This is a genomic window from Variovorax sp. Varisp85 (genome assembly GCF_047304045.1).
Taxonomy (GTDB): Bacteria; Pseudomonadota; Gammaproteobacteria; order Burkholderiales; family Burkholderiaceae_C; genus Variovorax.
Genome location: NZ_JBGLYN010000075.1, coordinates 1 through 13,187, shown reverse-complemented (window position 1 = coordinate 13,187; position 13,187 = coordinate 1). Strand labels below are relative to the sequence as shown.

Here is a 13,187-nt window from a genome sequence, read left to right as displayed (position 1 = left end):
TCAATAAATCTCGAACAGGCCGGCAGCGCCCATGCCACCGGCGATGCACATCGTGACCACGGCGTATTTGGCGCCGCGGCGCTTGCCTTCGATGAGCACATGGCCCGTGAGGCGGGCGCCGGTCATGCCGAAAGGATGGCCGATGGAGATCGCGCCGCCGTTCACGTTCAGGCGCTCCGACGGAATGCCCAGCCTGTCCTGGCAGTAGATCGACTGCGAGGCGAAGGCTTCGTTGAGTTCCCACAGGCCGATGTCCTCGACCTTCAGGCCGTGGCGCGCGAGCAGCTTGGGCACCGCGAAGACCGGGCCGATGCCCATCTCGTCGGGCTCGCAGCCCGCCAGCGCGAGGCCGCGGAAGGCGCCCAGCGGCTTGATGTTGGCGCGCTCCGCGTCCCTGGCCTCCATCAGCACGCAGGCCGATGCGCCGTCGGACAGCTGCGAGGCGTTGCCGGCGGTGATGAACTTGTCCTCGCCCATCACCGGCTTCAGCTTGGCGAGCGCTTCGTAGGTGGTGCCGCGGCGGTTGCAGTTGTCCTCGGTGGCGGTGACTTCGCGATAAGTGACTTCCTTGGTCTCCTTGTCGGTCACGGCCATCGTGGTGGTGCAGGCCACGATCTCGTCCTTGTAGCGGCCGGCCAGTTGCGCCTCTTCGGTCTTGCGCTGGCTCTCGGCGGAGAAGCGGTCCTGCGCTTCGCGGCTGATGTTGTAGCGCTTGGCGACGATGTCGGCCGTGTCGATCATGGCCATGTAGAGATCGGGCTTGTGCTCGACAATCCACGGGTCCAGGCTGAGGTCGCCACCGTCGCCGGGGCTGCGGCCGCGGATCTGCGAGATGCTCTCCACGCCGCCCGCGATCATGGCCGGCGCGCCGTCCACGACGATGCGGCCGGCGGCCATCGCGATGGCCTGAAGGCCCGAGGCGCAGAAGCGGTTCACCGTGGTGCCGGCGATGCTGATGGGCAGGCCCGAGCGGATGATGCTCTGGCGCGCGATGTTGCGGCCGGTGGTGCCCTCGGGATAGCCGCAGCCGAGGATCGCGTCCTCGATCAGCGCCGGGTCCAGGCCCGAGCGCTCGACCGCGGCCTTCACCGCGAAGGAGGCCAGCGTGGCGCCGGGGGTGATGTTGAATTCGCCGCGATGCGCCTTGGTGAGAGGGGTGCGAGCGGTGGAAACGATGACGGCTTCACGCATGGAAATGGCTCCTGTACGGCGGACGGTGTGGATTACTCGGATTGATTGAGGCTCGCGAAATCGGCACCGCGTTCGACCAGCTCCACCAGCAGTGGCGACGGCTTCCAGAAGAGCGGGTCATCCTTCGCGAACTCGCGGATGTCGGCCAGCACCTTCGGCAGGCCCACGGTGTCGGCGTACTTCATCGGGCCGCCGCGATGGCGCGGGAAGCCGTAGCCGTAGAGGAAGGTCACGTCCACGTCGAGCGGGCGCAGCGCGATGCGCTGGAGCACGACGTTGGCGCCTTCGTTGATCATCGCGGCCATGTAGCGGCGCATGATTTCTTCCTCGGTGAACTGGCGCGGCGTGATGCCCGCGCGCACGCGTTCGGCGTCGATGATGGCCAGCACCTCCGGATCGGGCACGCCGGTGCGCGCGCCTTCGGGGTACAGGTAGTAGCCGCGCTGCGTCTTCTGGCCGAACCAGCCGCGCTCGCAGATGCGGTCGGCCACCTGCACGTAGCGCGCCTGCGGGTCGCGCGTGGCGGCCTTGCGCTTGCGCGTGGCCCAGCCAATGTCGCCGCCCGCGAGGTCGGACACCTGGAACGGGCCCATCGGGTAGCCGAAGTTGCGAACGGCCGCGTCGATCTCGTAGGGCGAGGCGCCGTCTTCCATCATGTGGTCGGCCGCCTGGCGGTACACCGCGAGAATGCGGTTGCCGATGAAGCCATCGCACACGCCCGCGCGCACGGGCACTTTCTTCAGCTTCTTCGCAAGCTCGAAACCGGTGGCGACCACGTCGGCGCTCACCTTGGCAGGCACCACGATCTCGAGCAGCTTCATGATGTTGGCGGGCGAGAAGAAGTGCAGGCCCACCACGTCCTGCGGCCGCGAGATGCTGTCGGCGATTTCGTCGATGTCGAGGTACGAGGTGTTGGTGGCGAGTACGGCGCCGCGCTTGCACACGCGGTCGAGCTCGGCGAACACTGCCTTCTTGACGCCCATCTCTTCGAACACGGCCTCGACCACGATGTCGACGTTGGCGAGTGCGTCATAGGAGGTCGAACCGTTGAAGCGCGCCATCACGGCGGCCTTGCTTTCGGGCGTCATGCGGCCCTTGGCGATGAGGCCGTCGTACACCTTCTCCACATGCTGGCGGCCGCGCGCGAGGCTGGGCTCGTCGCGCTCGATCATGGTCACGGGCAGCCCCGCGTCCAGCATCGCTACCGCGATGCCCGCGCCCATGGTGCCCCCGCCGACGATGCCGGCCGACTCCAGCGCGCGCGGCTTGGCGGCCTTGGTCTCGGGCGCCTTCAGCACTTCGCGCTCGGCGAAGAAGGCGTGGATCAGGCCGGCGCGCTGCGGGCTGTCGATGCACTGCAGGAACAGCTTGCGCTCCAGCGCCATGCCTTCGTCGAACGGCAGCGTGAGTGCGCCTTCGACGGCTTCGATGATCTTCATCGGCGAGAACAGGCCGCGGCTCTTCTTGGCGGTGTCGGCGCGCGCGGCTTCGAGGGCGGCGCGGCTGGCTTCGGTGTCGGCGAGGCCGGCGGCTTCGCGCGTGCGGCGCACCGGGGCCTTGGCGGCAACCAGTTCCTGCGCGTAGGCGAGGCCTTCGGCCAGCGCGTCGGCGTCGTTGCCGAGCCGGTCGACGAGGCCGAGCGACAGCGCTTCCTTGGCGCCGGCGTGGCGGCCGCTGAGCACCAGCTCGAGCGCGGGCTTCGCGCCGATCAGGCGCGGCGCGCGCTGCGTGCCGCCCGAGCCGGGCAGCAGGCCCAGCGCCACTTCGGGCAGGCCGAGCTTGGCGGTGGGCGAGGCGATGCGGTAGTGCGCCGACAGCGCCACTTCGAGCCCGCCGCCGAGCGCGGCACCGTGGATGGCGGCGACGACCGGTTTCGTGCAGTTCTCGATCTTCAGGCAGGCCTCGGGCAGCGACGGCGGCTGCGGCGTCTTGCCGAATTCGCGGATGTCGGCGCCCGCGATGAAGTTGCGGCCCGCGCCGACGATCAGCACCGCCCTGGCGGCGCTGTCGGCCTCGGCCGCATCGATGGCGGCCACGAGGCCGCGGCGCACATCCACGCCCAGGGCATTGACGGGCGGGTTGTCGATGGTCACCACGAACACGTCGCCTCGACGCTCGAAGGTGACGGGACCGGTGGACGTGGAGGGGCTGGGAGTGCTGGTGGCCATGTGCGTGTCGCTTGTCTCTTGCGTTGCGGGCCGGCGGGCCCGAGGCTCTGGGGTGAACCCCGCATTCTTGGACCGCGCCGCCTCTTTGACAATTGCATAGACGGTTGACAGACTGTCAAAGAATTTTTGACACAATCGCCGCATGGACCTCCAATCGCTCACCCTGCTGGTGGAAATCCTCGACGCCGGCAACCTGAGCGCCGCCGCCCGCCGGCTCAAGATGAGCCGTGCCAACGTCAGCTATCACCTGAACCAGCTGGAGCGCTCGGTGGGTGCGCAACTGGTGCGGCGCACCACGCGGCGTGCCGAGCCGACCGAAATCGGCCTGCGGCTCTACCAGCACGGCATCGCCATCCAGGGCGAGCTGCTGGCCGCGCGCGAATCGGTCACCACGCTGGGCCAGGAGCTGCAGGGCCGCGTGCGGCTGAGCGTGCCCAGCGGCTACGGCCAGCTCGTGATGGCCGGCTGGCTGATCGACTTCAAGCGCCAGTACCCCGGCATCGTGCTCGACGTGGTGTTCGAGAACCGCATCGAGGACCTGCTGCGCGACGAAGTCGACATCGCGATCCGCGTGATTCCCGAGCCGCCGCAGAACCTCGTGGCGCGCGAGATGGGGCCGGTGCGCTACGTGGCCTGTGCCTCGACCGACTATGCGGCGAAGCATCCGCTGCCCGTGCAGCTCGACGCGCTGCAGGGCGCGCCGGTGGTCACGGCTGCCGTCATCGGCCGCCAACTGCGCGTGTCGGCCTACCAGGGCGAGACACGGCGCGAGGTGATCCTGGAGCCGACGCTGATCTCGGAAAACTTCCTGTTCCTGCGCCAGGCCATCCTCGCCGGCCTGGGCATCGGCCTCGTGCCCGACTATGTGGTGCAGGAAGACGTGCGCAAGGGCGACGTCGTGACCACGCTCGACGACTGGCGCCTGAGCATCTTCGGCACGCAGATGTTCATGCTCTACATGCCGAACCGCCAGCACACGCGCGCGATCCGGACCTTCATCGATTTCATTCTGCAGCGGGTGCGGCCGGTGCCCGGTCAGACGCCGGAGGCGCGATAGCCGGCGGCTACGCCTGCCGCCGCTCCACCCCGGCGCCCTCGTAGTGCCGCGCCTTGTCCGCGTACATCGCCCGGTCCGCCCGCTGCAGCGCAGTTTCCAGCGACTCCTCCCCGTGGCAGGTCGCCAGCCCGATGGCCAGGCTCAGCGCATGGCCGCTCTGGCCCGCATGGAACTGGTTGTTCATTTCGAGCAGCGTAAGAATGCGCTCGCGCATCGCCTCGGCGCCGCGCTCGTCGGTCATGGGCAGCAGCACCGCGAACTCGTCGCCGCCGATGCGCGCGGGCCAGGCCGGCGGGTCGACGGCCTTGTCGAGCACTTCGCCCATGCGGCGCAGCAGCGAGTCGCCGGCGGCATGGCCTTCGTGGTCGTTGATCTGCTTCAGCCCGTTGAGGTCGATCGCCACGATCGACACCGGCCAAGGCCCCTTGCGCGACAGGCGGTTGAGCTCCTCGGTGTAGTAGGTGCGGTTGCACAGCTGCGTGAGCACGTCGTGCTTGCCGAGGTATTCGAGGTAGGCCTCGGCCTTCTTGCGCGCGGTGATGTCGACCAGCGACACCAGCACCAGGTCCCAGGTGTCGAGCCGGTCGTCCTGCACCGCGAACTGCATGTGGATGTTCAGCGCCTCGCCCGACAGCGAATAGTTGAGCACCTCGCGCTGCTGCACCGTCTTGCCGTTCCACAGGTCCTGCAGCTGCTCGGCGAAGGACTCGCGCATCTCGTCGCGGAAGACGCGCGAGATATTGCCCAGCAGGGTCTGCAGGTCGGGCGCGCCGAACATGCGCAGCGTTTCGTGGTTCACGTCGATGACGCGGATCTCCTGCATGCAGCGCGTGACGAATTCGGGGTGCACCTTGATGAAGGTGGCGAAGTCGGTGATGCCGCGCGTGCGGATGCTCTCGAGCAGCGAGCGCACCGCGCTGAAGTCTTCCACCCACAGCGACACGGGCGAGCGGTCGAACAGGCTGCGCGCGTGCTTCGCGCTCTCGTCGCGCAGGCGCTGCGCGGCCACGCGCTCGGTCACGTCGTCGAGCGACACCAGCACGCGGCTCCAGGAGTCTTCGTGGCCGGGCAGCACGCGGGCGCGAACGCGCACGTCGAGCCGCCGGCCGTCGAGCGCGTAGTTGACGGTTTCGCTCTCGAAGGTGAGCTGGCCGCGCCACAGCTGGTCGAGCTCGTGCACCACGGTGGCCGACATGTCGCCGCGGAACACGCGGTCCAGCGCGCCCAGCAGGGTCTGCTGGCTGTCGGCGGCAAAGAGCCGCAGCGTGTGCTGGTTGACCCGCAGCACCTTCAGCAGCGCCATGCAGTCGCTCACCCGCTGCGGGTCCGCCGACAGGTGCGCCACCAGGTCGGTGACGCCCTCGGCGCGCCAGCCGTCGAGCTTGCGCTTCAGGTCGCCGTAGTCCTCGATCCAGAGCGAGACGGGCGCCAGGTCGAACATGCCGTCGAGGTCGTCGCTGGTCGACGAAACCGAAGAGGGGGCGAACGCGGCTGCGGGCAGGGCCATCGATGAAGCTTTCGAGGAAGCGGCTGTGGATGTCGGCGAAATGAAGACTTAATTATTACATTTATTAACGTGAGATCAGCGGCTGTAGAGGCCCACCACGCTCTGGCCGCCCAGCGCATGGCCCTTGAGCGCGGCCAGCAGTGCGTCGCGCGCGAGGCCGGCCGGCAGGCTGCCCGGTGCGAGGTCGGTGGCAATCACGGTCAGCACGTAGTGGTGCGGCCGGTCGCCCACCGGCGGGCACACGCCGCGGTAGGCGGGCGCGCCGGCCACGTTCGGGCCCATGGTGAAGTTGAAGTTCGAGCCCGCCTGTCCTTCGCCCGCCTTGAGTTCGCCGCGCTCGGCCGCGATGTTGTAGGCCACCCAATGCGACACGCCGAGGCCGGCCGCGCCGTCTGGATCGAGCACCAGCACGGCGACCGATTTCGTCTTGGCCGGCAGGTTGCTCCACGCCACGGGCAGCGAGACGTTCCTGCCGCCGCAGTCGCCCGCGCCGGCGTGGTCGGACGGAATGACGCCGTTGTCGCCGAAAGCGCTCGACGTGACTCTCATGCCCGTGAAGGCCTTGCCGGTGCCGGGCGACATGCCCGTGCAGCCCGCCACGAGGCCGGTGAACGCGAGGGCCGCGATCGACAGTGCAAGAGGATTGTTGTTGCGCATTTCTTTTCTCCTGGAGGGTTGTCTTCACCCGGCCTGGCCGAGCCACACGCTGCCGTCCGCTCTTTCGTGCACCGCCAGCGGCGTGAGCCGCGCACCGCGGCAGGGACCGCCGACGCACTTGCCGGTGTCGGGCTCGAAGATGGCGCCGTGCCGCGCGCACATCAGAAAGCGGCCTGAACTCTCCAGCACCTGGCCCTCGAAATCAAGCGGGCCGCCCGCGTGAGGGCATTGGTTGAGATAGCCGTGCACGCTGCCTTGCCAGCGCACGGCGAAGGCCTGGGTGCCGCCGGGCGCGGTGAACAGGGCGGCGGGGCCGTTGTCGGCGAGTACCGGGGAGATCAGCTGGGGCTCTGTCGTGCTCATCATTCTTTTGACTGCATTTCGCAAGGAAGCCTGGGCCTGAGCGAAGGAAACAGTATCTCCTGCGAGGTGGGGCGAGGCAAAGCAGTCTGCATGGCCGATCTCGCGTAGGAGCGCATGAACGATGCCGCTCCCGTCGACCCGCAAGGCTAGGTGCCCTTGCCGGCCGGCTTCTTCAGGCTTTGCGCCACCAGGACAGCTTCCCTTGCCAGGGCCGCCAACGCTTCATGGTCTTCGATGATCTCGATGGGGACCTCGAAGTACTTCTTGACTTGCACCCGCCGCGCCTTCGTGTCGTAGGCAAAGCACTTGCTGCCCAGCTTCTCGTACTTCGGCCGGGTGTTCTTGTCCACGACGAAGTACACGGTGCTGCCCATGATCATCGCGAACTGCGTGGCGTCGGCCGACAGCCCCGTGCCGCCGAAGAATCGGGTCTTGGCGATGCGCGGGATTCCGCGGAGACGGTCAACGATGAAGTCGACGAACTGCGACGAGGCTTCCGACATGATGCTGCTGGCGTCTGGCGCGCGATGGAAAGAGCGCAGTGTCGCCGAGTCCGGCCACGCTGCGTCGGCTCCCGGCAGTGGAAAATTTGTGGAATCCCGCGAACCGTTCGGCGGGTTCGACGCCTCCTTGTTTCCGAGGGTCTTCCTCATGCACCCAAGGATCGAAGGAGTCACCATGGTCTACGTCAAGAATGTCCCCGGTTGGGAACGCGCGCTGCGCATCGTCATGGGCCTCGCCGGCCTGCTTTTCGCCGCCATGAGCTGGGGCACGGCCGGCTTCGGGCTCGCCGCGATCGCCGGGCTCACGGGCGCGACGCTCGCGCTGACGGGCCTGTTCGGCTTCTGCCCGATGTGCGCCATGGTCGGGCGCAAACCTGGCAAGGGGCGCTGAGCCATGGGCGTGGGCATCGACCGCACCGGCCTGATCCAGGCCGCGCAGACCGGCGACCCCGCCGCCATTGCGGGCCTGCTCGCGGTCTGCCAGGCCGATGCGCGCCGCTACGCCTGGCGGCACTGCCAGGCCAGCGACATCGACGACGCCGTGCAGGAGTCGCTGTTGGTGATCGCCCGCAAGGTCCGGGCGCTGAAGGCGGCCGCGGCCTTCTCGTCGTGGCTCTTCACCGTCATCCGGCGCGAATGCCTCAGGCTGCAGCGCGCGATGTTCCGGCATGAACCGCTCGGCGACGAGGTGGCCGAGCGGCAACTGGCCAGCCGCAGCGACGGCGCTTTGCGCATCGACCTCACGCACGCGCTGGAGTCGCTTCCCGCGCACTACCTCGAAGTGGTGCTGCTGCGCGACTTCGAGGAGCTGACCATCGCCGAGATCGCCGAACGCCTCGGCGAACCGCCGGGCGCCGTGAAGAGCCGGCTGCACCGCGCGCGGGCGCTGGTGCGCGAGTATTTGCTGGGGGGCGATGCGACAATTGCCGGGCCATGACAGACACCCTCACGATCACCCGCCCCGACGACTGGCACCTGCACGTGCGCGACGGCGCCGCCCTCGAAGCCGTCGTTCCCCACAGCGCGCGCCAGTTCGGCCGCGCGCTGATCATGCCGAACCTGCGTCCCCCCGTGACCACCGCCGCGCAGGCCATGGCCTACCGCGACCGCATCCGCGCCGCCGTGCCCGCAGGCACCGCCTTCGAGCCCGTGATGTCGCTCTACCTCACCGACAAGCTGCCGCCCGAGGAAATCGCGCTGGCCGCGGAGGCCGGCGTGCGCGCGCTCAAGCTCTACCCGGCCGGCGCCACCACCAACAGCGATGCCGGCGTGACCGACATCCGCAAGACCTACAAGACGCTTGAAGCCATGCAGAAGCACGGCCTGCTGCTGCTGGTGCACGGCGAGGTGACCGACCCGGCCATCGACCTGTTCGACCGCGAGGCCGTGTTCGTCGACCGCGTGATGATTCCGCTGCGCCGCGACTTCCCCGAGCTCAAGGTGGTGTTCGAGCACCTCACCACCAAGGAAGGCGCCCATTACGTGCGCGACGCCGGCCGCTTCACGGCCGCCACCATCACGGCGCACCACCTGCTCTACAACCGCAATGCGATCTTCACCGGCGGCATCCGCCCGCACTACTACTGCCTGCCCGTGCTCAAGCGCGAGACGCACCGCGTGGCGCTGGTCGAGGCGGCCACCAGCGGCAGCGACCGCTTCTTCCTGGGCACCGACAGCGCGCCGCACCCGGCGCACCTGAAGGAACATGCGCTGGGCTGTGCCGGCTGCTACACCGCGCTCACCGCCATCGAGTTGTACGCCGAAGCCTTCGACAGCGTGAACGCGCTCGACAAGCTCGAGGGCTTTGCGAGCTTCCACGGCCCCGACTTCTACAGCCTGCCGCGCCACACCGACACCATCACGCTCAAGCGTGAAAGCTGGACCGTGCCGGAGACCGTGCCCTATGGCGATGCCACGCTGAAGCCGCTGCGCGGCGGCGAAACCGTGAACTGGAAGCTCTTGTGAGTACTTCATCACGCGATCAGTCGCTCAAAGCGCGGCATCTGAGGTTGGCAAGATCCCGTCGAGAAACACCACGGAGCCGGCTTTGCCGGGCCGTTGGTGAGGGGGTGGGAGAAGCGACACGAAGTGCGCGCAGCCTGGGGGTGAGCCAATGACTCGCGTGATGCTGCTGATCGACGCCGACAACGTCTCGGCCGACGTGATCGAGCAGGCCGTGCAGCGCACGATGGACGAGTACGGCGCCATCCACGTGCGCCGCGCCTACTGCAATGCCGAGATGGCGGTGAACCGCCAGGCCCTGTTCAAGCGGCTGTCGGTGCGGCCGATGGTGAACCTGTCGACCGGCAAGAACAGCACCGACATCGCGCTGGCCGTCGACGCCATCGACCTCGTGATCGACGAGCGTCCCGACGTGGTGGTGCTGGTCTCGTCCGACTCCGACTTCGCGCCGCTGGTGATACGCCTGCGCGAGAAGGGCTGCCGCGTCTGCGGCATCGGCCAGCAGGGCAAGACGGGCGAGGAAACGGTCGGCATCTACGACACCTTCATGGACCTCGCGCACCACGGCGCGGGCTACGCGGCGCCAGCGGTGCGCACCGCGCCAGCGAAGAAGACGGCCTCCGCCAAATCGGCCGGCACCAAGACATCGCGGGCGAAGAGCGCCGGCACGACGACCGCAGCCGCACCCGCCCCTGCAGCGAAGAAGGCCGCGGCGAAGAAGACGGCACGCAAGACGGCCGCCAAGGCGCCCACCGCGCCGCAACCGCAACCTCCGTCCGAAGCCGCCGAGTTCATCCTGCAGGCCGCGCCCGCATTGCGCGGCGGCAAGGACGTGCCGCTCAACGACGTGGCGAAAGCCTTGCGCACCGCCGGCCTGCTCGGCAAGCACGGCAGCTCGCTCAAGCTGTTCGACAAGCTCACCGGGGAGTTCGCGGTGATGCAGCACCCCGACCGCATCCGCTGGACGGGCGCGCCCGCGCCTTGATCCTGCCGGCAGTCGACTGGGCGCGGCCCTGGCTTGCGCCCTATCGTTCGAGCGGCGAAGCGGTGGCGCGGGCCGCGCTGCATGGCGGAGTCGCCGCCGCGCTGCAGGGCATCAAGCCCGCGCCGGTGCCCGACTTCGTGCACCAGGACGCGCTGCCTCCAGGCCAGGCCTACGAGGCGCACATCTTCCAGACCCGTAGCGTGCCCACGCGCGACAACCTGCACGACTTCTTCAACGGGCTCGTGTGGCTCGCGTTTCCGCACACCAAGCACCGCCTCAACGAACTGCAGGCGAGCGAGATCGCGCGCAGCGGCGTCGCGGCCGTGCGCGGTCCGCTGCGCGACGCGCTCACACTGTTCGACGAGAACGGTGCGCTGCTCGATGCGCCACCCGCACTGTGGCGTGCGCTGGCCGCGCGCGACTGGCATGCGCTGTTCGTCACGCAACGCGGCCTGTGGAGCGAAGCGCGCCTGCTGCTGTTCGGGCACGCGCTGCTCGAAAAGCTGGTGACGCCGCGCAAGCCGATCACGGCGCACGTGCTGCTGATGCACGGCGCGACCGGCCCGGAGGCCTTCGACGATGCGCACATCGCACGGGGGCTCGACCCCCTGCAGCTCCAGCGCAAGCCCTTCGTGCCCTTGCCGGTGCTCGGCGTGCCTGGCTGGTGCGCGGGCAACGAGACCGCGGCGTTCTATGCCGACGCGCAGGTCTTCAGGCCCTTGCCGGGCCAGGAAATACGGCGGGCCTAGAACTTTTGCTCCTATCATGGTTCTACCGGCTGCCGCCGTCCGGAGCGCCCCACAACGTAAAACAACACCCAGGACTCCATGCCGCGCACGGCTTGAAGAGGGCCGCGAGGCCCTTATCTGGGTGGCAGATTTCCCCACGGAGAATTCAACTTGAAACGTATCCTTCTGTTCGTCCTGACCAATGTGATGGTCGTCGCGGTGCTCGGCGTCGTCGCCAGCCTGCTCGGCGTCAACCGCTTCCTCACGGCCAACGGGCTCAACCTGACCGCGCTGCTCGGCTTCGCGCTGGTGATGGGCTTCGGCGGCGCGATCATCTCGCTGCTCATCAGCAAGCCCATGGCCAAGTGGACCACCGGCCTGCACATGATCGACAACCCCCAGTCGCCCGACGAGGCCTGGATCGTCGGCACGGTGCGCAAGTTCGCCGACAAGGCCGGCATCGGCATGCCCGAGGTCGGCATCTTCGAAGGCGAGCCCAATGCCTTCGCGACCGGCGCGTTCAAGAATTCGTCGCTGGTGGCGGTGTCCACCGGCCTGCTGCAGAACATGACGCGCGAAGAGGTCGAGGCCGTCATCGGCCACGAGGTGGCGCACATCGCCAACGGCGACATGGTCACCATGACGCTCATCCAGGGCGTGATGAATACCTTCGTCGTGTTCCTGTCGCGCGTGATCGGCTATGCGGTCGACAGCTTCCTGCGCCGCGGCGACGACCGCTCGTCGGGCCCCGGCATCGGCTACTACGTGAGCACCATCGTGCTCGACATCGTGCTGGGCTTTGCCGCCGCGATGGTGGTGGCCTGGTTCTCGCGCCACCGCGAGTTCCGCGCCGACGCCGGCTCGGCCGCGCTCATGGGCAACCGCCAGCCGATGATGAACGCGCTCGCGCGCCTGGGTGGACTGCCGGCCGGCGAACTGCCGAAGGCGGTCGAAGCCATGGGCATCACCGGCAGCATCGGCAAGCTGTTCGCCACGCACCCGCCGATCGAGGAGCGCATCGCGGCGCTGCAGAACGCGCGCTGAGCAAGCTGCGGAGCGCGGCAAACATCGCGCCGCCCATGAAAAAAGCCGCCACAGCGATGTGGCGGCTTTTTGCGTTGGGGCTGGCGCGCCGTGCTTCAGCCGGCGGTGGGCGCGTCGGGGGCGGCTTCTGCTTCGGGCGTTGCCTGCACGTCCGTTGCTGCCACAGCTGCAGCTGCCACAGCTGCATCTGCTCGCTTCTTGTCGTCGCGCACCCGCTGCAGCGTGCGCGTCACGTCGCCGAGCTTCATGCCGTACATGTCGGCGAACTCCTGCTCGCTTCGGCCGCTGGCCTCGAAGGCGCGCAGCAGTGCCTCGCGCTTGGCGGCCTGCTCGGCGAGTTCGGCCAGGGCTTCGTCGACCACGGCGTTGGCGTTCGCGTCACGCGAGCGCACGAGCACCGCATAGGCCTCGCGGTCGAGGCCCGAAGCCTCGACGGCCTTGGCGATGCGCGCCACCAGTTGCGGTCGCAGTTCTTCTGCGTTGCCGTTGTTGCGCAGCATGCGGCGGCGGTGCAGCTCGAGGATGGCGTGGTGCACGTGCTCGGGCGCGACCGGGTCCAGCGCGTTGCCGTCGAGGTCGTGGCGCGCCAGGCCGGCGGCCACGGCCTCGAGGTAGCGCGTGGAGCGCGCGTGCTGGCCCATGGCGATCTTCAGGTCTTCGGCCTTGAAGTCCTCGGGGTGGCGCGCAAGCAGTTCCTCATATACGCCGAGCTTCAGCGGCACGAAGCGCGCGCCGAAGAGCTGCGGGTACAGCTCGAAGAGGCGCTCCAGCACCGGGTTGACCTTGCGCGGCGTGCGCTGCGGTTGCTGCTGCTGCGCCTGCGCCTTCTGCTGCCGGGGCTGCTGCGCACGCGGGCCGCGGCCGGTGTTCTTCTGCCGCGGCGGGCGGGAGGCCTGCTGGGGTTGCTGTTGCTGCGCCGGCGCATCTGCGCCCGCGTCTGTTCCTGCACCGGCCTGCAGCTGCTTCAGCTGGTCGGCCATGTCCAGTTGCTGGCGCCGGGGCGGGCGGGCGTTCGTCTTGGG

14 protein-coding genes are annotated in these 13,187 nt (G+C 68.6%); 7 read left to right on the top strand and 7 right to left on the bottom strand.

The features are described 5' to 3' along the window. Both ACCC97_RS24045 and ACCC97_RS24040 read right to left on the bottom strand, forming a co-directional pair. Positions 1 to 1,191, bottom strand: a complete 1,191-nt coding sequence (locus tag ACCC97_RS24045) for an acetyl-CoA C-acyltransferase (RefSeq protein WP_007837540.1) — start codon at positions 1,189 to 1,191, stop codon at positions 1 to 3. A 32-nt stretch (positions 1,192 to 1,223) separates the two neighbouring features. After that, positions 1,224 to 3,359: a 3-hydroxyacyl-CoA dehydrogenase NAD-binding domain-containing protein gene (locus ACCC97_RS24040; RefSeq protein WP_413335461.1), complete on the bottom strand. Its 2,136-nt coding sequence runs from the start codon at positions 3,357 to 3,359 to the stop codon at positions 1,224 to 1,226. A gap of 142 nt (positions 3,360 to 3,501) precedes the next feature. Between ACCC97_RS24040 and ACCC97_RS24035 the strand changes: the two genes are divergently transcribed. Next, positions 3,502 to 4,416 carry a LysR family transcriptional regulator gene (locus ACCC97_RS24035; RefSeq protein ID WP_413335459.1) on the top strand — a complete coding sequence of 305 codons (915 nt, stop codon included), beginning with the start codon at positions 3,502 to 3,504 and terminating at the stop codon, positions 4,414 to 4,416. Between the two features lie 7 nt (positions 4,417 to 4,423). Here the strand turns inward: ACCC97_RS24035 and ACCC97_RS24030 are convergent, their stop codons facing one another. The 4 genes from ACCC97_RS24030 to ACCC97_RS24015 all read right to left on the bottom strand — a co-directional run bounded on the left by ACCC97_RS24030 (position 4,424) and on the right by ACCC97_RS24015 (position 7,446). Further along, positions 4,424 to 5,923 (bottom strand): diguanylate cyclase domain-containing protein, encoded by a 1,500-nt coding sequence (locus ACCC97_RS24030; protein WP_413335457.1) that lies wholly within the window; start codon positions 5,921 to 5,923, stop codon positions 4,424 to 4,426. A 75-nt stretch (positions 5,924 to 5,998) separates the two neighbouring features. Then, a complete protein-coding gene (locus ACCC97_RS24025; protein WP_007837532.1) occupies positions 5,999 to 6,580 on the bottom strand; it encodes a YbhB/YbcL family Raf kinase inhibitor-like protein in 582 nt (193 codons plus the stop codon). Between the two features lie 24 nt (positions 6,581 to 6,604). Further along, a complete protein-coding gene (locus ACCC97_RS24020) occupies positions 6,605 to 6,946 on the bottom strand; it encodes a Rieske (2Fe-2S) protein (RefSeq protein WP_413335455.1) in 342 nt (113 codons plus the stop codon). A 143-nt stretch (positions 6,947 to 7,089) separates the two neighbouring features. After that, positions 7,090 to 7,446: a TfoX/Sxy family protein gene (locus ACCC97_RS24015; protein WP_007837528.1), complete on the bottom strand. Its 357-nt coding sequence runs from the start codon at positions 7,444 to 7,446 to the stop codon at positions 7,090 to 7,092. Here ACCC97_RS24015 and ACCC97_RS24010 point away from each other — a divergent pair. From ACCC97_RS24010 to htpX, 6 genes are all read left to right on the top strand, one after another. Next, on the top strand, positions 7,412 to 7,837 hold the full coding sequence (locus ACCC97_RS24010) for a DUF2892 domain-containing protein (RefSeq protein ID WP_413335454.1): 426 nt from the start codon (positions 7,412 to 7,414) through the stop codon (positions 7,835 to 7,837). The two genes, ACCC97_RS24015 and ACCC97_RS24010, sit on opposite strands and share 35 nt — an antisense overlap. 3 nt (positions 7,838 to 7,840) lie before the next feature. Beyond that, entirely contained in the window at positions 7,841 to 8,383 is a 543-nt protein-coding gene (locus ACCC97_RS24005; RefSeq protein WP_413335452.1) for an RNA polymerase sigma factor, read from the top strand. Further along, the gene (gene pyrC, locus ACCC97_RS24000) at positions 8,380 to 9,411 is read left to right on the top strand and encodes a dihydroorotase (protein ID WP_007837523.1); all 1,032 of its coding nucleotides are present in this window, start codon (positions 8,380 to 8,382) and stop codon (positions 9,409 to 9,411) included. Before ACCC97_RS24005 ends, pyrC begins: the two co-directional genes overlap by 4 nt. A gap of 148 nt (positions 9,412 to 9,559) precedes the next feature. After that, positions 9,560 to 10,393, top strand: a complete 834-nt coding sequence (locus ACCC97_RS23995) for an NYN domain-containing protein (RefSeq protein ID WP_007838182.1) — start codon at positions 9,560 to 9,562, stop codon at positions 10,391 to 10,393. Continuing rightward, positions 10,390 to 11,142, top strand: coding sequence for a DUF3025 domain-containing protein (locus ACCC97_RS23990; protein ID WP_413335450.1), 753 nt, complete (start codon positions 10,390 to 10,392; stop codon positions 11,140 to 11,142). Before ACCC97_RS23995 ends, ACCC97_RS23990 begins: the two co-directional genes overlap by 4 nt. Positions 11,143 to 11,292: 150 nt before the next feature. After that, on the top strand, positions 11,293 to 12,165 hold the full coding sequence (htpX, locus tag ACCC97_RS23985; protein ID WP_007838192.1) for a protease HtpX: 873 nt from the start codon (positions 11,293 to 11,295) through the stop codon (positions 12,163 to 12,165). Between the two features lie 95 nt (positions 12,166 to 12,260). Here htpX and ACCC97_RS23980 read toward each other — a convergent pair. Then, positions 12,261 to 13,187 (bottom strand): ProQ/FinO family protein (locus ACCC97_RS23980; protein WP_413335448.1); only part of this gene is annotated, 927 nt, incomplete at its 5' end.

Bases quoted from the DNA above. Each gene is read 5' to 3' on its own strand.
- ACCC97_RS24010 (WP_413335454.1), top strand. From the start codon at position 7,412: ATGAAGTCGACGAACTGCGACGAGGCTTCCGACATGATGCTGCTGGCG.
- ACCC97_RS24005 (WP_413335452.1), top strand. From the start codon at position 7,841: ATGGGCGTGGGCATCGACCGCACCGGCCTGATCCAGGCCGCGCAGACC.
- ACCC97_RS24045 (WP_007837540.1), bottom strand. From the start codon at position 1,191: ATGCGTGAAGCCGTCATCGTTTCCACCGCTCGCACCCCTCTCACCAAG.
- ACCC97_RS24040 (WP_413335461.1), bottom strand. From the start codon at position 3,359: ATGGCCACCAGCACTCCCAGCCCCTCCACGTCCACCGGTCCCGTCACC.
- ACCC97_RS24020 (WP_413335455.1), bottom strand. From the start codon at position 6,946: ATGATGAGCACGACAGAGCCCCAGCTGATCTCCCCGGTACTCGCCGAC.
- ACCC97_RS24030 (WP_413335457.1), bottom strand. From the start codon at position 5,923: ATGGCCCTGCCCGCAGCCGCGTTCGCCCCCTCTTCGGTTTCGTCGACC.
- ACCC97_RS23995 (WP_007838182.1), top strand. From the start codon at position 9,560: ATGACTCGCGTGATGCTGCTGATCGACGCCGACAACGTCTCGGCCGAC.
- ACCC97_RS24015 (WP_007837528.1), bottom strand. From the start codon at position 7,446: ATGTCGGAAGCCTCGTCGCAGTTCGTCGACTTCATCGTTGACCGTCTC.
- ACCC97_RS24035 (WP_413335459.1), top strand. From the start codon at position 3,502: ATGGACCTCCAATCGCTCACCCTGCTGGTGGAAATCCTCGACGCCGGC.
- pyrC (WP_007837523.1), top strand. From the start codon at position 8,380: ATGACAGACACCCTCACGATCACCCGCCCCGACGACTGGCACCTGCAC.
- ACCC97_RS24025 (WP_007837532.1), bottom strand. From the start codon at position 6,580: ATGCGCAACAACAATCCTCTTGCACTGTCGATCGCGGCCCTCGCGTTC.